17 protein-coding genes are annotated in these 20,719 nt (G+C 72.2%); 12 read left to right on the top strand and 5 right to left on the bottom strand.

Annotated features, from left to right (window positions below):
• The first annotated feature begins 227 nt into the window (after window positions 1-227).
• From fliW to EV385_RS10905, 7 genes are all read left to right on the top strand, one after another.
• Window positions 228-620, top strand: coding sequence for a flagellar assembly protein FliW (gene fliW, locus EV385_RS10935; RefSeq protein ID WP_242624824.1), 393 nt, complete (start codon window positions 228-230; stop codon window positions 618-620).
• Window positions 621-721: 101 nt separating this feature from the next.
• Complete coding sequence (gene csrA, locus EV385_RS35645) at window positions 722-970, top strand: carbon storage regulator CsrA (RefSeq protein ID WP_130513223.1); 249 nt, start codon at window positions 722-724, stop codon at window positions 968-970.
• 85 nt (window positions 971-1,055) lie between these two features.
• Entirely contained in the window at window positions 1,056-3,200 is a 2,145-nt protein-coding gene (locus EV385_RS10925; protein WP_165449440.1) for a glycosyltransferase, read from the top strand.
• A 21-nt stretch (window positions 3,201-3,221) separates the two neighbouring features.
• Window positions 3,222-5,006: a glycosyltransferase family 4 protein gene (locus tag EV385_RS10920; RefSeq protein ID WP_130509370.1), complete on the top strand. Its 1,785-nt coding sequence runs from the start codon at window positions 3,222-3,224 to the stop codon at window positions 5,004-5,006.
• A 95-nt stretch (window positions 5,007-5,101) separates the two neighbouring features.
• A complete protein-coding gene (locus EV385_RS10915; protein ID WP_130509369.1) occupies window positions 5,102-6,835 on the top strand; it encodes a methyl-accepting chemotaxis protein in 1,734 nt (577 codons plus the stop codon).
• Window positions 6,836-7,028: 193 nt separating this feature from the next.
• Entirely contained in the window at window positions 7,029-7,775 is a 747-nt protein-coding gene (locus EV385_RS10910) for a hydrolase (RefSeq protein WP_242624823.1), read from the top strand.
• 76 nt (window positions 7,776-7,851) lie between these two features.
• The gene (locus EV385_RS10905; protein WP_242624822.1) at window positions 7,852-8,688 is read left to right on the top strand and encodes an SRPBCC family protein; all 837 of its coding nucleotides are present in this window, start codon (window positions 7,852-7,854) and stop codon (window positions 8,686-8,688) included.
• A 19-nt stretch (window positions 8,689-8,707) separates the two neighbouring features.
• Here EV385_RS10905 and EV385_RS10900 read toward each other — a convergent pair whose 3' ends face one another.
• Both EV385_RS10900 and EV385_RS10895 read right to left on the bottom strand, forming a co-directional pair.
• Window positions 8,708-10,546 (bottom strand): sensor histidine kinase, encoded by a 1,839-nt coding sequence (locus EV385_RS10900; protein ID WP_130513221.1) that lies wholly within the window; start codon window positions 10,544-10,546, stop codon window positions 8,708-8,710.
• Window positions 10,547-10,624: 78 nt separating this feature from the next.
• The gene (locus tag EV385_RS10895) at window positions 10,625-10,852 is read right to left on the bottom strand and encodes a DUF7455 domain-containing protein (RefSeq protein ID WP_130509367.1); all 228 of its coding nucleotides are present in this window, start codon (window positions 10,850-10,852) and stop codon (window positions 10,625-10,627) included.
• Between the two features lie 224 nt (window positions 10,853-11,076).
• Here EV385_RS10895 and EV385_RS10890 point away from each other — a divergent pair, with 224 nt between their 5' ends.
• The 3 genes from EV385_RS10890 to EV385_RS10880 all read left to right on the top strand — a co-directional run bounded on the left by EV385_RS10890 (window position 11,077) and on the right by EV385_RS10880 (window position 15,170).
• Complete coding sequence (locus EV385_RS10890) at window positions 11,077-12,666, top strand: S8 family peptidase (RefSeq protein WP_341273989.1); 1,590 nt, start codon at window positions 11,077-11,079, stop codon at window positions 12,664-12,666.
• An 87-nt stretch (window positions 12,667-12,753) separates the two neighbouring features.
• Complete coding sequence (locus EV385_RS10885; protein ID WP_130509365.1) at window positions 12,754-13,155, top strand: response regulator; 402 nt, start codon at window positions 12,754-12,756, stop codon at window positions 13,153-13,155.
• Between the two features lie 374 nt (window positions 13,156-13,529).
• On the top strand, window positions 13,530-15,170 hold the full coding sequence (locus EV385_RS10880; RefSeq protein WP_278044972.1) for a DNRLRE domain-containing protein: 1,641 nt from the start codon (window positions 13,530-13,532) through the stop codon (window positions 15,168-15,170).
• A gap of 30 nt (window positions 15,171-15,200) precedes the next feature.
• On the opposite strand, the gene EV385_RS10875 is transcribed toward EV385_RS10880, so the two are convergent.
• Window positions 15,201-15,980 (bottom strand): class I SAM-dependent methyltransferase, encoded by a 780-nt coding sequence (locus tag EV385_RS10875; RefSeq protein WP_130509364.1) that lies wholly within the window; start codon window positions 15,978-15,980, stop codon window positions 15,201-15,203.
• On the bottom strand, window positions 15,980-16,738 hold the full coding sequence (locus tag EV385_RS10870; protein WP_130509363.1) for an SDR family oxidoreductase: 759 nt from the start codon (window positions 16,736-16,738) through the stop codon (window positions 15,980-15,982). Before EV385_RS10870 ends, EV385_RS10875 begins: the two co-directional genes overlap by 1 nt.
• A gap of 233 nt (window positions 16,739-16,971) precedes the next feature.
• Here EV385_RS10870 and mshA point away from each other — a divergent pair, with 233 nt between their 5' ends.
• Together mshA and EV385_RS10860 are read left to right on the top strand one after the other, a co-directional pair.
• Window positions 16,972-18,285, top strand: coding sequence for a D-inositol-3-phosphate glycosyltransferase (gene mshA / locus EV385_RS10865; RefSeq protein ID WP_242624821.1), 1,314 nt, complete (start codon window positions 16,972-16,974; stop codon window positions 18,283-18,285).
• Complete coding sequence (locus tag EV385_RS10860) at window positions 18,282-18,866, top strand: type III secretion system chaperone family protein (RefSeq protein WP_130509362.1); 585 nt, start codon at window positions 18,282-18,284, stop codon at window positions 18,864-18,866. The genes mshA and EV385_RS10860 overlap by 4 nt, the downstream gene beginning before the upstream one ends.
• Window positions 18,867-19,425: 559 nt before the next feature.
• On the opposite strand, the gene EV385_RS10855 is transcribed toward EV385_RS10860, so the two are convergent.
• Window positions 19,426-20,718 carry an MDR family MFS transporter gene (locus tag EV385_RS10855; RefSeq protein ID WP_242624820.1) on the bottom strand — a complete coding sequence of 431 codons (1,293 nt, stop codon included), beginning with the start codon at window positions 20,716-20,718 and terminating at the stop codon, window positions 19,426-19,428.
• Window position 20,719 lies beyond the last annotated feature (1 nt).

Genomic DNA, 20,719 nt, shown 5'->3' with positions numbered 1-20,719 from the left:
GGATCACGCAGACGAGGACGCTGCCGGGGGACCACTTGGTGCCGTGGGCGCCGCGAAATGTCCGACATCGAGGACTCGCTCTGCCGAGACCATCATGGAAACACAGCTCCAGCAGACGTCGTACCAGGCCGCCTTGCCCGAGTGGCCAAGGCGGGCCAGCCCTCGCTCATCGACTTTCTGAGGTGACCATGACTACTCGCACCGCGTCCCGACCTATGGGGGACATCATGACCGACATCGATCTGCCGATCATCGAGATGGCCGCGCCCATGGCCGGCTTCCCCGCCCATCGGCAGTTCGTGCTGGTCCGGCTGAACGACGAGGGTTTGCTCTACGCGTTCACCTCGGTTCAGGACCCGAGCCTGCGGTTCCTGGTGGCCCCGCCCGAGCCGTTCTTCCCGGACTACGCGCCGGAGATCGACAACGAAGCTCTCGCGGCGTTGAACAACCAGGATCCGGACCGGGTACTGGTCATGGTCGTCATCACCGCCGGAACAGAGGAGACCACGGCGAACCTGATGGCGCCGATAATCGTGGACCGGGACACCCGCCGGGCCATGCAGGTCATCCTGCAGGGCAGCAAGATGCCGGTTCGGGCGGTCATGCGCCGCAACTACTGACAGCACGGGTCCGGCCAGCGAGCCGGACCCGTGCCGTCGGCGGCCGTGTGTCGCGGGCGCGGCTAGATTGTCCTTGTCCACGGATGGCGAGAGGGCAGCCAATGCTGGTGCTCACCAGGAAGGCCGGCGAGAGCGTGATCATCGGCGATGACATCGTCGTGACCGTGCTCGAGGCGCGCGGCGATGTCATCCGGATCGGCATCCAGGCCCCGCGCGACGTGCAGGTGCACCGCGAGGAGGTCTACCGGGAGTTGCAGGCCGCCAACCGCGCGGCGGCGTCACCGGACGACGAGGCGGTGCAGGCACTGGCCGACAGCCTCCGACCGGCGGCCAAGCCGGACAAGAGCTGAGGCGTGTGCCCGGATTGATCCGCCGAAGGTCGGCCGTACTCCTCGGGCTTGCGCCCCAACGGCCGATCGACCAGAGGTGATCCGCGTGCCCGTCTCCGTGATCGTCACCGCCAGCGGCACCGCCGACGAATTCCAGAAATTCCTGGACGGTCTGCGACCGACACTCGGGCTGCGCGACGAGGTCGTCTGCGTGCTCCCGCCGCGCCGGCCTGATCTCGCCGCCAAGACCCGCGCCCAGTCCTGGCTGACCGTTGTGGACGATGCGTCACCGGAGCAGGGCGCTCGCTGGTCGGCCGGATTGTCCGCCACCAACCATCCGATCGCCGTGCTGCTCGACGGCGACACGCTCCTGACCCCAAACTGGCTGGACGCCGTCGCCGCGGCGTTCGACGACCCCACCGTCGTCGCCGCCGGGCCCCGTTGCTTTCGTACGTTCGGCCCGCAGCGCGTCGGGCTGCCCCCCGAGGCGCTCGCCAGTGTCACCAAGTTCAAGGCGTACGCCCGGCAGTGGCGCCAGGACAATCGCGGCCTGACCGAGGTGGACCGGCTCGGCCCGGTATGCGTCGCGGTCCGCCGGGAAGCGTTGGCGCGCGTCGGCGGGCCCACCCTGGACATGCCGTACGAAAAGCTGCGCGAGCACGGCCGCCTGCTGCTGGTCGAGAGCGCGCTGATCGCCCACTTCGGCGGGCGGCAGTGTGCGCTGGTGCCCGCCCCGCCCATCGACGCGCCGCTACTGTCGGCGTGCCTGATCACCAAGGACGAGGAAGCGGTCATCGCCGAGTGCCTGAGTGCGCTGCGCGACGCGGCGGACGAGATCGTCGTCTACGACACCGGCTCCACCGACCGCACCCGGGAGATCGCCCGCGAACACGGCGCCCACGTCGTCGACGGCTACTGGGACGACCACTTCGGCGACGCCCGCAACCGATCCATCGCCCACAGCCGAGGCCAGTGGTCCTTCACCGTCGACGCCGACGAAGTCGTCCAGGGCGACGTCACCGCACTGCGACACCAGTTGGCCACCGCCGAACGGACCGTCGACGGGTTCCTCGTCCCCCAGGTCAGCCAGACCGCGACCGGCAACGTCACGGTGCAGTCCACGCGCTTGTTCCGCGCGCACGAGAACCGGTACCGCGGCCGGCTGCACGAACACGTCGTCCACCGGATCACCGGCGAAATCCCGGAGACCCGGCCCATCGACGGGCTGGCTCTCCTGCATTCCGGCTACCTCGAGACCTCGTTCGCGACCAAGGACAAGGTGGGTCGCAACGCCCGTCTCGCCGAGCTGGCCCGAGACGAGGGGCCGGAGGCCCTCTTCAACCTCGCCCGATCGGTCAGCAAGGCCGGCGACCCGGAGGCTGCCATCGAAGCATGCCGGTCCGGGCTCGCCGCCCACCCCGACAGCTTCATCCGGACCGGACTGCTCTACACGCTGATCCGGTGCTGCGCGCAGACCGGCCGACTCGACGAGGCGAGCGCGGCCCTCTCGGATCTGCGCAAGGTCGCCCGTGAGCCGGTCACGGTGGACGAGGCGGAGATCGTCATCCGGGCCACCGAGGGCGACCACGAGCGAGTGCTGGAGATTCTCCGCGGGATGCCGGAAACCGCCACCAACGACTTCGGCATGGCGGCCGGCCGCCGCGAGATGGCACCGAACGAGGTCGCCAGCCTCAGAGCCACCGGCCGGGCGGCAGAGGCGGCCGAGATTCTGCGCCCGGCGCTGCGCGCCGGACGTCTGCTGCTCCCACTCGAAGTGATGAGCACAGTGCTGGACGAAGCGGGTTCCGACCTGACCGAGCTGGTCCGGCTGATTCCCGAACCCGCAGTCCGGGAGGTGCTGTACAGCACGCGTACGGCGTCACCCGAGCTGGCCGATGCCGTGATCGAGGCGCTCTGGCAACGCTTCCCCGGCGACCCCCGGATCTTCGGGGTGGTGGTCTGGCTGGCCGATCGGCTGCCGCTGAACCGGGCGATCGAGTGGTCGCGCCGGCTGCGGGAACAGGACCTCGCGAAATACTGCCCACTGCTGGCTACCGCAACCTCCACCGAACGTCCCGCCGTCCAGCGGGCACTGGCGGCGGCGGCCGCGCTGGAGTTCTTCGGTGACCAGGCCGCGCTCGCCCCGCTGGCCGAGGCGCTCGACCAGGTGCCCGACGAGCAGACCAGCGCGGTGCTGGAGGAACTGCGCGCGCTCGCTCCCGGTGTGGCGTCCGCGATCGAGATGGTGTGACGCGAGGGGACGGATGTTGCGGTGAAAGCTTCTTCGCACGACTCGGGCGACGTGCTGCGGCCTGACCTGTACGCCGCGGTCGCCGGTGCCCGCCGCACCGAGTTCATCGCCCGCCGGGAGGTGCTGCCGGTCGCCCCGCACCGATCCCCGTCCGGCGATGCGCCCGCGCGGCTCCGGCTGTGCTATCTCGTCCCGCGCACCGACATCTGCGGCGGGACACGGGTGCAGTTCGAGCAGGCGAACCGCATGGCCGCGCGGGGTCACCGGGTCACCGTTCTCAGCCACTACCGGCAACCGGACTGGTTCGACCTGCGAGTGCCGTTCATGCAGGTGCCGTGGGGGCTGGAACTCGCCGAGGCCGTACCGGCGTGCGATCCCGCCTGCGATCTGGTCGTCGCGGGAGCGTGGGATCAGATCATGGCCGCGCGGGTCCTCGGCACCGCCCCGGTCGTTCACTTCGAGCAGGGCGATCTTCACCTGTTCGAGGACATCGACGAGGAGACCCACGCGCTGGTCTCCCGCAGCATGGCGGCGGCCGACGCGACGATCACCGTGAGCGGCACGACCGCCGAGGTGCTCCGGACCCGCTTCGGCGTCGAGGCGGTGGTCGTGCACAACGCCGCCGACCCGGACGTGTTCCACCCCGCCGGTACCAGGTTCAGCAGGGACCGCCCGTACGTGATGGTCGTCGGCTGGGATGGCAACGAGTTCAAGGGCATGGCCGAGATGCGCCGGATGTGGCAGGCGCTGCAGGCCGACCGGCGCGAGCTGGACCTCGTCTGGGTCACGCCACGCCCGCCGCGGGAACCGCTGGGCCACGTGGTCGTCGCTCCGGATCAAGCCACGCTGGGCGCAATCTACCGGGGTGCGTCGGTGTATGTCTGCTGCTCCCATTACGAGTCGTTCGCGTTACCGGTCATCGAGGCGATGGCCTCGGGGACACCGGTCGTGTCCACCCGCAACGTCGGCGTCCTGGAGTACGCACGCGACGGCGTGAACGCCCTGCTCTGCGACGTACGTGACGTGGACGGGCTGGTGAGCGCGGTGCGTCGGGTGCTCGACGAGCCGGAACTGGCCGGCAGGCTGCGCGAGGGCGGGCTGGCTACCGCGGCGGAGTACTCCTGGGACGCGATCATGAGGCGGGTCGAAGACACCTACCGCGGCGTGTGCGCGACGTGGTCAGCTCCGACGATCGACGACACGTGGCAGTTCGACCTCCGCGGGCTGCACTTCGCGGACGGAGACGCCGAGAACACGCTGCGCCGACGCGCGGCAGCGACCGCGGCCGCCCGCCTGGCCGTACCCGTGTCCTTCCCGGCGTTCGAAGGCCACCGCGTCGTCCGGTGGCAGGTCGTCGGCCGGCGACGGCACGGCGGGGCGGGCACCACCCGCGCGTACGTGCCGGCCCACGCGAACACCGCGCCGCGCGACCTGCCGTACGCCGCCGCTCTGCGCGCGTTCACCGCCGGGCGTTTCGACGCCGCGATGGCGGGTTTCCTCGACGCCTACCAACGCGACGAGGACGACTCGGCCCGGGCGGCACTCGGCCGGTGGATGGCCATCACGCTCCTGCAACTCGGGCGCGACGCCGAGGCGAACGACCTCATCAAGAACGGTCTGGAAGCGTTTCCGGGGTATACCGACTACCACTATCTGCAGGCGCTGGCCGGGCTGGTGACCGGGCGGCGGCTCGATGGCGAGGCGTATGTCGCCGCGCTCACTCTGCTCGGTCCGGCCACGCACTACGACGAGTGGTTCGACGCGCCGGATCTCCTCGCGCGGGAGCGCCTTCTCGCGACGGTTTAGCGCCGCGCGGCCGACATGCCGGTGGCGGCCGACGCGTGTCGAGTGTCACGCGGTGATCTCGCACAATTGTGCGAGCCGGTGGCCGAACTAAATGTGTGACCTTTCGACTCCTGCGCTATCTCCGCCCGGTAGTGGCGGGCGCGATCGTGCTGCTGGCCGTCTTCCTGGCGCTCCGTGCGATCGCCACCGGCCCGTTCGAGGATCTCGAGGCCAACCAGCTGGCCCGCGACGCCCAGCGGTTGGGCATCGCGCTCGACGGTCAGGTGGCGCTGCTGAGCACGTTCGGCGCCACGAACTCGGAGTGGGACGACTCCGCCGACCAGGTCGCCGCCGCCGACAGCGAGGGCTTCCTGGAGAGCTTCGAACCGGAATACCTGCGCGGCACCGGTGTGGTCGACGGGGTCATGGGTGCCGGGCTCGACGGCACGCCACGGGTGGGAGTGCTGGCGGACGCCTCGGGCGCCGCGGAACTCGCCGACGTCCCGGCCGAGCTGCGGGACCGGGCGCTGCTGCGGCGCCTGTTCGACCCCGCCGCCGAGAGCGGTGACGGCATCTGCGGCATGATCCTGGCCGCCGACCGCCCGTACCTGTACTGCGGCTTCGCCGCGTACCGCAGCAGCGGGGAGCCACCGGCCACCGGCGGCCTGATCTACCTCAAGTCGCTCGACCCGGCGGCCCTGACCAAGCTGGGCGCCGAGGTCGACCTGTCGCTGACCCGGGTGGCCCAGCGGCACACCGGCGCCGCCGAGCGTTCCGTGCTCGCCAGTCGGCTGGGACGCATCGCGGTCAGCACCGCCACGCTGAACGAAACCCAGGTCGCCGTGGACGCCGTCGTACCGACCGCGAACGGCGGCCCGATCGTCCTGCGCTCGATCGGCGACCGGCAGCTGCACCGGATCGCCGGCCGGACCGCCAACCAGATCTTCCTGTTCACCGCGGTCGGCACGCTGCTGCTGCTCGGCGCGTTCGGGATCCTGTCGCGCCGCGCGGTACGCCAGCAGGTGCGGCCGCTGCGGCGTACCACCGAGGCCGTCATCGCCTCCGGTGACCGCAGCCTGCGCATCGGGCACCCCGGCAAGGGCGACATCGGTGCGCTGGCCGCGACGATCGACACCATGCTGGAGACGCTGGCCGCCCAGGACGCCGCGCTGCACGCCGAACAGGCCCAGCGCGAGGAACAGCTGCGCCGGACGTACGCGGAGCAGGAACGCGTCCAGGACGAGTCCCGCCGGCAGGCCCGGGAGACCGTCGACCGCACCTCGGGCGCGGTCGTGGACCGCCTCGCCGGGGTGGTCGGCCACGTCGGCGACGTCCGCACCGCCACCCGCGACATCGATGCCCGGATCGACGCCGCGCACGCGGCCAGCCGCAACCTGGTGGAGCATGCCGGCAACGCCGAACACGCGGTCGACGCTCTCGGCGACAGCCTGCGCCGGGTCGCCGGGATCGCCGAGATGATCACCGAGGTGGCGGCGCAGACGAACCTGCTGGCGCTGAACGCAACGATCGAGGCCGCCCGGGCCGGCGAGGCCGGGCGCGGGTTCGCGGTCGTCGCCGGGGAGGTCAAGAACCTGGCCACCTCGACCGCCGAATCCACCGACGAGATCACCAGCATCGTCGGCGAACTGGAGCGCGAGATGCGCGCGATGTCCACGACGATCCAGACCATGGCCGGTTCCGTCACCGACATCACCGGTACCACCGGCGAGGTCCACGGCCTCGCCGAACGCCAGCGCGGGCTGGTGGAGCAGCTCAGCCGCGACCTCGACGACGCCATCCGCCAGATCGCGGGCCTCGGCGGCCACGGCGTGCCGGGCCGCGACACGTGATGTCCCGCCGGGCAGGCTCCGCCGGATCGCGGCCGGGCGAGTGTAGGGCCGCCGGGTTCGGGCCTGGAGCGCACCGGGGTGGCGCACCCGGAATGCACCTGCCGCGGACCCCGGCCCACAACACCGCGAACCGACTGTCAACTGCGAGGCGGGGAGCACTCGTCGCAGAGAGGTCCGGGAGTACAAGGTGAGCGTGGAGCGGGAATCAGTCATCGTGGGTGGCGGTACCGTCGGGGCCGCACGCCCGGTCGACCTGCTCGTCGACGCGCACGTGCACACCGGTTTCGCGGCCGGGCGGGACGCCATCGGGGTGGTCGTGTCGGCGGCCGACCGCGCCGGCCTCACCGCGATCACGTTCGCGGATCAGGCCGGGCCGGAGACGACCTGGCTGCAGGCGTACGCGGACGCGGTGCGCCGGGCCAGCCGCCGTACCGAGCTGACCCTGCGGGTCGCGGCCGAGATCGAGATCGTGCAGCCGGACGGCTGGCTGGCCTTCCCGGCCGACCTCGGCCAGTTGGAGGCCGTCTCGGTCGCCATGTCCCGGCTGCCGCTGCCGGACGGCCCGGTGGGCCCCCGCGACATCCGCGCGCTGCTCGGCACCGGTGAGCTCACCCCCGAGCAGGTGGCCGAGCAGGCCGTCACCGCCATGATCCACGCGGTCGAGCGGGCCTCCCGGTACGCGCCCACCCAGCTCGCCCGCCCGCTCAGCCTGCTGACCCAGGTGGGCCTCGACGACTGCGTGATCACCGCCGAACTGGTGGACGCCCTGGCCACCGCGTGCCGCTCGACCGGCACCTCGGTGGAGATCAGCGAGGCCTGGCGCAGCCCGTCGCCGCGCATCGTGGCGCTGCTGCGCGACGCGGGCGTATCCTTGCTGGCCGCCAGCGACGCCCGGTACGCGGTCGAGGTGGGCCGCTGGCAGTACCTGCGCCGGATCTGACGGGAAACCAGACGCGGACAGTTAACTTCTACGTACTCTCTGTCATGCCAGCACTTCAGCATGGGGGAGAGACGCGATGAGTATGGTTCAGCAGGCCATCGAGATCGGCGCGCCGCTGCACATGGTGTACGAGCAGCTCGCCACGTTCGAGAACTACCCGCGCTTCATGGCCGGCGTGCATCGGGTCACCGCGACCGGCAACGACCAGACTCACTGGGTGATGGACGTCGACGGCCATCGCCGCGAGTTCGACGCCCAGATCACGGAGTGCTCGCTCGACGAGCGGGTCTCCTGGTCGACGATGGAAGGCCCGCTGCTGGCGGAGACCATCACCGTCCGGCCGCTGGGTGAGATGCGCACCCAGGTGGTCGCCCAGCTCGAGGCCGACATCGCGTACCTCATGCCCAGCGACCGGCACGGGCAGGAGACGCTCAACCGCCGGCTCAAGATGGATCTCGAGGAGTTCAAGTACCTCATCGAGTCCGGCGAGCTGGCCGGCACCGCCGCGTTCGGCGGAGCGAGCACCAAGCGGCTCCCCGGCGACCGATCGGATCTCGCGTCGCCCGCGTCGGTCGCGGCCCGGATCAAGGCGAACCGCGCGGCCACTGGCCGCAGCGACATGTCCGCCCGGCGACCGGACGCCCCGGACGAGATCGTCGACATCACCTCGGCGCCCGGCATCCACAGCGCGACCGACCTCGACGATGTGCTGGCACCGGGTCGCCGCATCGCCGGCAACCGCCCGATCCGCGGTGGCGCCGCGGGCACCTGGCCGGCCACCGGTGGCACCGGGAGCATGCCGATGGGCGGGCACGGCAGCGCCCCGATGGGCGGGCAGCGGATGTCCGCGCAGGATGCCTGGGGCGACGGGATGATCAACGAAGCGGACCGGGGCGGGGCCCTGGACTACTGAGCGGGCGCGGCGGTCACGCTCAGCCGCGTACCGCCGCCTCCTCCAGGGCGAGCACCATCCGGGCGCCGCGCGGCTCGGCCCGCTCATAGCGGACCGAGCCGCCGTTCGCCTCGACCAGATGGCGCACGATGAACAGACCCAGCCCGGAGCCCCGCGCGAACCGGTCGAACAGCCGGGGCACCAGCTCCTCGGGAATGCCCGGGCCGCGGTCCTGGACCATCAGCTCGACCCCCTCGCCCAGCCGCCACGCCCGCACCTGCACGGGTGCGTCACCGTACGCCACGGCGTTGCTCAACAGGTGCTGCAGCACCGCCTCCAGGTGGCCGCGGTCCGCGAGCGCCGCCAGCTCGTCCTCGATGTCGATCTCGGCGTCCGGGGCGGTGTCGGCGGCGACCGTCTCCGCCACCTCGCGCAGCGGGACCGGGGTCCGCCGGGCGGTCACCGTGCCCGTGTCCAGCCGGAACAGCAACTGCAGGTCGTTCATCATCTTGATGAGCCGCCGGGTGTTCTTGTCGATCTTCGTGGCCAGTTCGAGCCGGATGTCCTCCGGCAGCTCCGCCCAGTCCGCCGCCAGCAGCTCCGCCAGGCTGGCGATCGAGCTGATCGGCTGTGCCACGTCGTGGGTCAGCATCGAGGTCAGGTCGTTCTTGAACGCCAGGGCCTCCTCCAGCCTCGTGTTCGCCTCGCGCAGCCCCACGTTGCTGCGCTCCAGCTCACCAGCGCGCTCCGTGAGGGCCTGCTCGGCCCGCTTGCGCTCGGCGATGTCGACGTACGTGGCGACGTAGCCGCGCGGCTGGCCCTCCGCGTCCGGGATCGGTGCCATCGTGGCCAGCACCGGCACGTCCGCGCCGTCCGGGCGGCGGACCCGCATCTCCCCGATCCACTCGCCGCTGCGGACCGGGGGCAGGCCGTCCGGCCGTCGGCCCAGCTCGTCCTCGGGGGGCCGGCCGGACAGCTCGTGCCAGCGCCGGTTGACGTCGAGCACCCGGTAGTTGGCGTCGAGCACCATCACGGCCTCGTTGATCGATTGCAGCAGGGTGTCGGCGTACTCGCCGCGGTCGCGCAGCTGTGCCACCAGGTCACGCTGGCGCCGGTCGGCGGCGTCCAGCGAACGCACCAGGCGGCCGGCCAGTGCCAGCAGGACGAGCGCGGTGAGGATGACGCCGGTGCTGATCGCGGCGACCGGGCGGCTGACGCCGGCCCGGCCCGCCAGCGCGCTGACCACGGCCGCGACGACCGGAACGGCGACCAGCAGGGGCAGCACGTGGCGCACCGTGGTGCCCGGTCCGGCCGGAGCCGCGGTCCGCAACGGGCCAGCCTCCGGGCGGGCCAGGATCGCACCGGCGGCGAGGATCAGCAGGGCGCTGGCCACGTACGTGGACATCACGCCGACCGGCGCACGGCCCGGCGGGAATGACGGCGCGAACATCCGGGGCACCAGGGCGACCAGCGCGACGATCGCCGCGGCGCCGAGCAGCGCGTCGGCCACGCGGAAGCGGGCCGCCGCGCCGGGCCGCAGCCGGATCCGGACGTCGATGCCGACCAGGGCGAGCCCGATGAGGAAGGCGGCGATCCCGGCCGCCGGATAACGGGCGAGGGACGCCAGGCCGATGGCGGCGGTGACGGCGCCCAGGGCGCGGGCCGTCGCGCGTAGCGCCGGACCGGCCCCCGGCAGCACGTGCAGCAGCAGGGCCAGACCCCCGGTGACCAGGGCGGCGGCCGGTACGGCGACGAGCTCCCAGGCCGCCGACCGATCCAAGCTGAGCAGCACGATCAGGGCGGACGCGGCGACCGTGGCTCCGGCGCACCCGGACAGCACCCGGGACAGCCGACCCACGTCCTGCGCCGCGATCCGCACTGACAAAGCCCCTCTATTACGGGCCTATCCGCCCGGAAGTGAGGGATCGATCATAACGCCACGGATGTGGTCAACAGCTCACGCTGTGCGAACCTCGCCCGCCCACGCGAAGCCCTGCTCAACCGCCACCCGGGCGGCCACCCGGGACAGGTCCGCGGCGTGCTTGTTGCCGTGGTGCCCACAGAACGCCAGCGTGCCGCCGCCGGCGATGGTGACCTCCAGCTTGGCCGCAGCGCTGCAGCGGTCGCAGCGCTCAGCGAGCGAGGCGACGGTGACGATCTCGGGCGACAGGGTGGTGGCGCTCATCCTGGGGCTCCTTCGATAGCGGTACGGCGGTCCTGACCCCACGTTCGGCCTATCACGGGGCCGGCTTAGCGATCCGGCGGACCCGGGGTAGGCCGGATCGCTACCCGCCCGCACCCGTGTGGGCACCGGCGCCTTCCCGCCGATCGGCACGCTGAGCTGCGACTTGTTCTCGACAGGCCTCCCGTGGAGCCACTCGCGCGGGGCGGAGACGGAGCAGCTTGATGATCAGCATCGCCCGACTCGCCATGGCCGCGGGCCTGGCCACCGCGGCCGTTCTGACCGCGACCGTGGGCCCCGCCCTCGCCGAGACGCCGACCGCGCCCACCGGCACGGTGCTGGCCGCCGAGCCGGGCGAGGCGATCAGCAACAGCTACATCGTCGTGCTGAAGCCGGACTCGGCCGCCGCCGAACAGGTCACCTCCGCCTCCCAGCAGATGGCCCGCAAGTACGGCGGCGAGATCGAGGACAACTACCTCACCGCCGTTCGCGGCTTCCACATCCGGATGACCGCCACCCAGGCCGCCCGCCTCGCCGCCGACCCGGCCGTCCAGTACGTCGAGCAGGACGCAAAGATCTCGCTGGCCGACACGCAGAGCGACCCGGCGTGGGGCCTGGACCGCATCGACCAGCGGGCACTGCCGCTGTCGGATTCGTACACCTACCGCTCCGCCTCGAACGTCACCGCGTACGTGCTGGACACCGGGATCCGGCTGGGCCACACCGAGTTCGGCGGCCGGGCCCGCAACGGCTGGGACTTCATCGACGGCGACTCGGTGGCCCAGGACTGCAACGGCCACGGCACCCACGTCGCGGGCACGATCGGCGGGACCACCACCGGGGTGGCCAAGGACGTCCAGCTCGTCGGCGTACGGGTGCTCGACTGCAACGGCTCCGGGTCCTACTCGGCGATCATCGCGGGCGTCGACTGGGTCACCACCCACGCGGCCAAGCCCGCGGTCGCCAACATGAGCCTCGGCGGTTCGCGCAGCACCGCCCTGAACGCCGCGGTGGCCAACTCGATCGCCGCCGGGATCACGTACGCGGTCGCCGCGGGCAACAGCGACGCCGACGCCTGCCAGTACTCGCCCTCCTCCGCCCCGGCCGCGATCACGGTCGGCGCCACCGGCTCCGACGACGCCCGCGCGTGGTTCTCGAACTACGGCACCTGCGTCGACCTCTTCGCCCCCGGCGTGGACATCACCTCGGCCTGGCACAACTCCGACACGGCCACGGCCGACCTGAGCGGTACCTCGATGGCCTCGCCGCACGTCGCGGGCGCCGCCGCGCTCGCCCTCGCGGCCCACCCCAGCTGGAGCCCCGCCCAGGTGCGCGACGACCTGGTCGGCACGACCACCACCAACGTCGTGACCAGCCCCGGGACGGGCTCGCCGAACCGGCTGCTCTACACCGGGGCGGACAGCGTGGCGCCGACCACGCCGACGCGGGCCCCCGCGCCGAAGGCGCCGCAGTGCGGGCCGTTCACCAACGCCAGCGGGGTGGCCATCAGGGGTGGCCAGACCGTCAAGCGCGGTCGGGCCGTCTCGACCTGCTCGGGCCGGGCGTCGACGACCTCGTCGGTCACCGTACGCGTGCGCAGTCCGTACCGCGCTCGCTTCGTGGCCGTGCTGGTCACCTCGGGCGGCCGGACCCGGGTTCTCAAGACCGCCACCACCACCGCCCGCGACGGCAACGTGGTCATGACGTACCGGCTCAACCTCAGCTCGTACCGGCGAAACGGCACCTGGACGCTGCGGATCACGAACCCGCGCGGCGCCCGTACGGGGTACCTTGACTCCTGGACCCTGGCTCTCTGACCTCGCGCCGCGAGGGCGGAGGCGGGCATCCGGGCGGGCCTGCCCGGGATCCGGGTCCGCACTTCGCGGTGACTCGGGGGAGGCCCCATGACGGAGGCTCCGGCACAACCCACCGTCCTCGTCGTGGACGACGAGGAGGACCTGCGCGACATCATGCGCCGCATGCTGGAGCGCCGCGGCTTCCGCGCCCTCGTCGCGGGCAACTCCGAGCAGGCCCTGGAGATCTGCCGGAGCCAGGACGGTGCCATCGACATCCTGGTCACCGACCTCGGCCTGCCCGGCGTGTCGGGCGGGGAGCTGGCCCACGCCGCGGCCGAGCTGCGCCCCACGATGGCCGTCGTCTACGTGTCGGGCCTGCTCAAGGAGATCGCGGTCGACCAGGGTCTGATCCCCGGCGACGCGGTGCTGATCAAGAAGCCGTTCACCTCGGACGTGCTGATCGACACCCTGCACACCGTCATCTCCGGTGAGGCACCCTCCACCGCCTGACCCGCGACAGCCGAACCGCAGCCCACCCCGCCGGACTGTAGGTGCCGGCAGGGTGGGCTGCGCCGCATCTTGATCCGCTCATGATTGATCCTCCGGTGCCGATCAAGGCCACCGGAGGTTTCGTCCCGGTGATCCGCGCCCGCAGGGGGCCGCCGGATCGTCCCGGCCGTACGGGTGAGAGCCCCGTCAGCGGCCGCATTCCACCCTGCTTTTCGGTGCACCTTGCCTGCACCTGTTCGGAGCCCGGACGCGCACCCACCGCTCCCGACCGTGGATGGCACAAGCGATCCACGAGTCAGGGGGAACTGATGGACGCCAGGCGGGTAATCCTTTCTACCGCCGTTGCCGGTGCCATGGTGGGCGGTGGGCTCGCCGTGGCGGGAACCGCCGAAGCCGCGGCCACGACGACCACGGGCACCGTGTCGAAGTGGGCCACCGACGACGCATACACCTCGAGCACGAGGCGCAGCACCAACTTCGGCGGCGCCGACAAGCTCGTGGTGGGCAAGGCGGACGGCGAGACGCGTCTGTCCTATGTGAAGTTCGCGACCGGTGCGCTGCCGAGCGGCGCGGTCGTCAAGAACGCCACGCTGCGGCTGCCGCTGAACGGCACGCCCGTCGCCGCGAACTTCAGTGTGCAGCCGGTCGGCACGTCGTGGACCGAGTCGAAGATCACCGCCGCGACCGCGCCCGCGGCGTCGTCCACGGCCGTGACGATCAAGCCCGCCACCACCGACACCATCCTCAAGGTGGACGTGTCCAAGTGGGTCACCAAGGCCGGCACGTACGCCTTCGTGCTCAAGTCCGCGTCGACCACGGACGTGACCCGCCTGTACGCCACCGAGTACGGCGACGACACGACGGGCGGCCCGCAGCTGGAGGTCAACTGGAGCCGCACCGTGGTGACCCCTCCGCCGACGACGCCACCGACGACGCCTCCCACGACGCCGCCGACGACGCCGCCGACCACGCCTCCCACGGCGCCGCCGACCACGCCTCCCACGACGCCGCCGACCACCACTCCGCCGACGACGCCGCCCACGACGACGCCGCCGACCACGCCGCCGACCCAGGAGTGCGTGACCGACGCGTTGCTGGTGCCCAGCTGTGGTGTGTTGTGGGGTGCCGCCGCCGGTGGCTTCACCGACACGCCGCGGGATCAGGCGCTCAAGGACTGGGAGGCGAAGACCGGCCGTACCGCGGCGATCTTCCACACCTACCACAAGGGCGACGAGCAGTTCCCCACCAAGGCCGAGATCGCGATGACCCAGGACCCGGCCAAGCCCCGCGTGCTGCTGCTGAACTGGAAGGTCGCCTACGGCACCACCTGGGCCAAGGTCGCCGCCGGGCAGCAGGACACCCGCATCGACAACTGGTCCAAGTACGTCAAGGCCAACTACCAGCAGAAGTTCTACCTGGCCCTGCACCACGAGCCGGAGAACGACGTCAACCCCACCGCCGGGTCCGGGATGACCGCCAAGGACTACGCCAACATGTACCGCCACGTCATCGAGCGGCTGCGCGCCAACGGCGTCACCAACGCGATCAACGTGCTGGCCTACATGGGCAACGAGAAGTGGATGGCCCAGTCCTGGTGGAAGGACCTCTACCCCGGCGACGACGTCGTCGACTGGATCGGCCTGGACTCCTACGTCAGCGTCGAGAAGGGCTACTACCACTACGGCGACTTCGGTGACATCCTCGACCGCCAGCCCACCGGCGGCGGCCTGGGCTTCTACGACTGGTCGGTCACCAACCACCCCAGCAAGCCCATCATGCTGGCCGAGTGGGGCATGTACCACCGCGTCAAGTACCCCACCGACAAGTCCGCCGCGTTCAACACCGTGCTGCCCGAACTGGACCAGCACCCCCAGGTCAAGGCCGTCGTCTACTTCGACACCGCCGCCGACAACGAAGGCGACCGCAACATCGCGGTCGACTCCACCGCCAGCAGCCTCGCGGCGTTCCGGAAGGTCGCTGCCGACCCGCGGTTCGACGTGACGATCAGCGAGTAACACGCAACGCGATCACGGCCGGGCCGGTCCTCAGTGGAGGATCGGCCCGGCCGCCGTTTCCGGCCAGGGCACGCTCAGCTCACCGAGCCGCCAGCGGGCCGGGCCGTCCAGCACCGGCAGCCCCTCGTCACGTAGCCGGGCCACGGTCGCCAGCCAGCGCTGCCGCGCCCCGAACGGGGTCGCCGACGAGTCCCATGCCCGGCCCAGCGCCCGCATCAGGTCGTACACCGGCTCGCCGGGCACATTGCGGTGGATCAGCGCCTTGGGCAGCCGTTCCGCGAACGTGGCCGGGTGATCCAGGGCGGCCAGCCGGGCCGAGAACGTCAGCGACCGCGGTCCGGTGGAGTCCACGCACGCCCACGTGGCGATCCGGCCCAATTCGTCACACGTGCCCTCGACCAGGAACGCACCCCCGGCGGTCATGGCCCGCCACGCGGCGGCCACCTCGTCCTCGGCGTACTGGCGCAGCACGTTGAACGCCCGCACCACCACCGGGCGCAGCCCGGCCAGCTCGAACCCACCGCGCCGGAACTCCAGCCCGGGCGGGTCCGCGTCCGGCTGCGCGGCGGCCACCCGTTCCGGATCGATCTCCAACCCCACGACCCGCACGTCCGGGCGCACCGTGGCCGCCAGCCGGGCCCACAGCTCGACCGCGGTGACCGGCGTCGCGCCGTACCCCAGGTCCACGACCAGCGGGTCTTCGGCGTCCGCCAGCAGCGCCCCACACCGGTACGCGAGGAAGGCGTCGACGCGGCGCAGCCGGTTGGGATTCGTGGTCCCCCGGGTGACCGCCCCGACCGGCTTGGCCATCAGAGGTCCCGCGCCACCTTGTGCTGCGCCGCCTGCGCGATCGGGCGGACGACGAGCCGGTCCACGTTCACGTGGTGCGGGCGGGTCGCCACCCAGGCCACGCAGTCCGCGATGTCGTCGGCAACCAGGGGGTGCCGGACGCCCGCGTACACGGCGTCGGCCTTGGCCTGGTCGCCGAGCCGGTTCAGGGCGAACTCGTCGGTGCGCACCATGCCCGGGTCGATCTCGACGACCCGGACGGGCCGCCCGGCCAGCTCCAGCCGCAGCGTGCCGACCAGCGCGGTCTCCGCGTGCTTGGCGGCGGTGTACCCGGCCCCGCCCTCGTACACCGTGAAGGCGGCGGTCGAGCCGACCGTCACGATCGTGCCGGCGCCGCTGCACTCCAGGTCCGGCAGCAGCGCCTGGGTGACCCGCAGCGTGCCGAGCACGTTCACCTCGTACATCCACTGCCAGTCCGCGACCGCGCCCGCCTCGACCGGGTCCGCGCCGCGGGCCCCGCCCGCGTTGTTGACCAGCAGGGTGACCGGCGCGCCCAGCGCACGCACCGCGGCGGCCAGCGCGGCCACGCTGTCGTCGGCCGTGACGTCGCAGGCGACCGCGGTCGCGTCGGCGCCGATCTCGGCGACCAGGGCGTCGAGCCGGTCGGCGCGCCGGGCCGCGGCCACCACGTGGAAGCCCTCGGCGGCCAGCCGGCGGGCGCTGGCGGCCCCGATGCCGCTGGAGGCGCCGGTCACCACGGCGATGTTCTTCTGCACCATGGGTCGATCCTGCCGCAGGGCCGTCCCGCCGACCCGGCCACCCCGGCGGGGAGAGCTGGATCACCCGCGCACCGCCAGGCGTTCCTACCGCCGTGGCGGCAGGGCAGGCTCAGCTCGGTAAGAGAGCTGGGTCACCCCGCGCGCCCTGGGGATAGGAGGAGTTGGGGTCGATGGGGAAGATGAACGACGGCGTAACACTTGCACGTCACTTTTCCGCTCTGAAGGGATTCGACGTGGCTGAGCTGCCGGCCGCTGGCCGTTGGCCGACCCCCCGACGCATCGCCACCCTCTCGGTGCACACGTCGCCCCTCGAACAGCCCGGCACGGGCGACGCGGGCGGCATGAACGTGTACATCGTCGAGGTCTCCAAGCGGCTGGCCGCGCGGGGCGTCGAGGTCGAGATCTTCACCCGCGCCACCTCCAGCGAGCTGCCGCCGGTGGTCGAGATGACGCCGGGCGTGACCGTACGGCACGTCACCGCCGGCCCGTTCGAAGGGCTGTCGAAGGAGGAACTGCCCTCGCAGCTGTGCGCGTTCACGCACGGGGTGCTGCGCGCCGAGGCGGCCCGCGCCCCGGGCCACTACGCCCTCATCCACTCGCACTACTGGATGTCCGGGCAGGTGGGCTGGCTGGCCGGGGAGCGCTGGGGGGTGCCGCACGTGCACACCGCGCACACCCTGGCCAAGGTGAAGAACAGGTTCATCGCCGAGGGCGACCGCCCCGAGCCGAAGGCCCGGGTGATCGGCGAGGAGCAGGTCATCAGCGAGGCGCAGGCGCTGGTGGCCAACACCAGGTTCGAGGCGCAGGATCTGGTCGGCCACTACGCCGCCGAACCCACCCGGGTCACCGTCGTGCAGCCCGGCGTGGATCTCGACCGGTTCCGGCCCCGCCCCACCCGTGCCGCCGACCGGCGCCGGCTGGGCCTGCCCGAGCGCGGGCTCGTCGTCGCGTTCGTCGGGCGCATCCAGCCGCTGAAGGGTCCCGATGTGCTCGTCGCGGCCCTGGCCGAGCTGCGCCGCCGCGACCCCGAGCTGGCCCGCGAGGTGACCGTCGTGATCTGCGGCGGGCCCAGCGGCAGCGGCCTGGACCGCCCGACCTCCCTGATGGATCAGGCCGCCGCCCTCGGTGTCGCGGACGCGGTGCGGTTCCTGCCGCCGCAGACCGGCAACGCGCTGGCCGCGCTGTACCGGGCCGCCGACCTGGTGGCCGTGCCCTCGCACAGCGAGTCGTTCGGGCTGGTGGCGCTGGAGGCGCAGGCCTGCGGCACGCCCGTGGTCGCGGCGGCCGTCGGTGGACTGGTCACGGCCGTCCGCGACGGGACCAGCGGGACCCTGGTCGACGGGCACGACCCGCGGGACTGGGCCCGGGTGCTAGCCGCGCTGTTGCGGGCCCCGGACCGGCGCGCACAGCTGTCCGCCGGGGCGGTACGGCACGCGACGGACTTCTCCTGGGACCGTACGGCCGACGGGCTGCTGCGGGTCTACCGTGAGGCCGTGACCGAGCACCGCGCCCTCATCGCGTCCCGCCTCACCGGTTGCCTGGCATGACCGACCGCAGCGAGGGCCCGACCGGCGAGTACGCGGCGCTCATCGAGCGGGTCTGTGCCGAGCGGGAGCTGCCGTGCGAGCCGACCGGTGACCGGGGGTACGCGGTCACCCTGCCCGGCACCCACAAGCTGAAGACCGTGTGCAACCTGATCGTCGGCGAGCACGCGCTGCGCGTCGAGGCGTTCGTCATGCGCCGCCCCGACGAGAACCACGAGCAGCTGTGGGCCTGGCTGCTGCGCCGCAACGCCCGCATGTACGGCGTCGCGTTCTCCATCGACGCGGCCGGCGACGTGTATCTCACCGGCCGGGTGCGCCTGACCGGCCTCGACGAGGACGAGCTGGACCGGCTGCTCGGCGCGGTCGTCACGTACGCGGACGAGTCGTTCGACACGATGCTGGAGATCGGTTTCGGCACCGCCATCCGCCGCGAGTGGCAGTGGCGGGTCAAGCGCGGCGAGTCGCTGGCGAACCTGCAGGCGTTCGCCCACTTCGCCGCCCCGTCGGACGGCCCGGCTCCGTCGGACAGCCCGGCTCCGTCGGACAGCCCGGCCCCGTCGGACAGCTCCACCGCGGTCGACTGACCCTCGGTCGGCCGTTTCGCCGGCGTTCGGCGACTGTTCGCGTGTCGCGCCTGCCTTGGGAAGGACACCGGACCGTACGATTGTCCGGTACCCGCTGGCTCGTAAGGATCACTGTCGAGCGCCCGGTGGACCGCAAAATCGGCGGTTCTTCCGTGATGTTTGATGCATCTGTCGCCTGCTGTGACGGTTCAGACAGATGGCAGACAGCCAACTGGCTTGTGACAGTTGACCGGCCGAACTAGCGTGGTCAATGGACATCGAACCGTCAGTTCGGGGAACGGGTCCACCGGCAACGGTGGCCACGGTTCGATGTCGGGGACGGGTGGCATGAGCCGTTGGGGGACGGCGCGACCCGAGACCGGCGGCATGTGCGGGCGGCGCCTATGGGGATGGGTGTCGTCCGCCGCCGCCGGCGCCAACTTCGGCGCCGTCCGGCACTGGGCGGCGCCGTTTCCTGTCCACGGCCCGGCCGGCCCCGAGGCTCCACGGCCCGGCTGGCCCCGAGGCTCCACGGACCGGCTGGCCCAGAGGCGGCCGCTGGTCCGAGACCCGCCTGGCCTCAGGCGACTTCCTTGACCTTCTCCCGCGGCACCGCGCGGCGCGGTCGCGCGACGACCACGGCGGACGCGGCGCTCGCCGCGGCGGCCCGCAGCGCGGCCACGCGTCGTTCCCGGGCCGGGCCGGACGCGAGCTGCCCGGCGGCGACGACGACGCCGAGCCCGGCGCAGGACAGCCACAGCGCCGAGTCGCCGAGGTGTTCCTGGACGAAGCCCCCCAGGATCGGCGCCAGCGCGGTCGCCACCGACCAGGACAGTGAGCTCATCCCCTGGTAGCGGCCGCGCAGCGCGGCGGGGGACAGCTCCGCGACCAGCGCCGAGTTGGACGGTGACTGGATCATCTCGCCCAGGGTCCAGATCACCACGGTGCCCGCGAACATCCACGCCGTGCCGGCGAACGCGCAGAGGCCGAAGCCGGCGCCGATGAGCAGCGCGGCCATGGCCAGGACCCGGGACCGTTGGCGCCCGGCCAGCAGCCGGGGGACGAAGAGCTGCCCGGCGACGATCATGATGCCGTTGACCGCGGCGACCCAGCCGTACGTGGCCGGGCTGAGTCCGCCGGCGGTCATGGTGATGGGCAACGTGGACATGTGCTGCATGAGCACGAGCACGATGAGCAGGTTGAGGCCGATGAAGCCGAGGAAGACCCGGTCGCGCAGGACCGCGCGGAGGCCGGCCGGGCGGCCCGGCGAGACCCCGGTCGCGGGCGCGAGCGCGGGGCGGCTCTCCTTCAGGAAGACCAGCGTGGTGACGGCGGTGACCGCCGTGGTGCCGGCGTCGATGGCGAACAGCAGCAGGTAGTCGGCCTGGGCGGCGAACCCGGCCAGAATCGCGGCGAACGCGAAGCCGAGGTTGACCGCCCAGTAGTGCAGCGCGAAGGCCCGCAGGCGGTCCTTCGGGGGCACCACGTCGATCATCATGGCCTGGAACGCCGGCCGGGCCGCGTCGGCGGACGCCCCGAGCAGGAACGCGCAGACCGCGAGCTGCCAGAAGCCCTGGGCGAAGCCGAGCGCCAGCATCAGCGCGGCCGTGCCGAACTGGGCGGTCAGCAGCGTGGGCCGGCGGCCCCACCGGTCGGCGAGGACGCCGCCGGTGAGGGTGCCGAGCGCGCCGCCCGCGCCGTACGCGCCGATGACGAGACCGGCCTGGGTCTGGCTGAAGTGCAGGTGCGCGGTCAGGTAGATGGCGAGGTAGACGATGGCGAAGGCGCCCAGTTTGTTGATGAGCGTCCCGGTCCAGAGGAACCAGTAGGGCCGCGGCAATCCACCCGCGGCCTGCCGCAGCCAGCCCGGCACG

This window comes from Krasilnikovia cinnamomea, assembly GCF_004217545.1.
GTDB lineage: Bacteria > Actinomycetota > Actinomycetes > Mycobacteriales > Micromonosporaceae > Actinoplanes > Actinoplanes cinnamomeus.
Note: the sequence above shows the minus strand (reverse complement) of the source record. Positions and strands in the feature narration are given on the sequence as shown.

Bases quoted from the DNA above. Each gene is read 5' to 3' on its own strand.
- fliW (WP_242624824.1), top strand. From the start codon at position 228: ATGACCGACATCGATCTGCCGATCATCGAGATGGCCGCGCCCATGGCC.
- csrA (WP_130513223.1), top strand. From the start codon at position 722: ATGCTGGTGCTCACCAGGAAGGCCGGCGAGAGCGTGATCATCGGCGAT.
- EV385_RS10905 (WP_242624822.1), top strand. From the start codon at position 7,852: ATGAGTATGGTTCAGCAGGCCATCGAGATCGGCGCGCCGCTGCACATG.
- EV385_RS10895 (WP_130509367.1), bottom strand. From the start codon at position 10,852: ATGAGCGCCACCACCCTGTCGCCCGAGATCGTCACCGTCGCCTCGCTC.
- EV385_RS10885 (WP_130509365.1), top strand. From the start codon at position 12,754: ATGACGGAGGCTCCGGCACAACCCACCGTCCTCGTCGTGGACGACGAG.
- EV385_RS10875 (WP_130509364.1), bottom strand. From the start codon at position 15,980: ATGGCCAAGCCGGTCGGGGCGGTCACCCGGGGGACCACGAATCCCAAC.
- EV385_RS10870 (WP_130509363.1), bottom strand. From the start codon at position 16,738: ATGGTGCAGAAGAACATCGCCGTGGTGACCGGCGCCTCCAGCGGCATC.
- EV385_RS10860 (WP_130509362.1), top strand. From the start codon at position 18,282: ATGACCGACCGCAGCGAGGGCCCGACCGGCGAGTACGCGGCGCTCATC.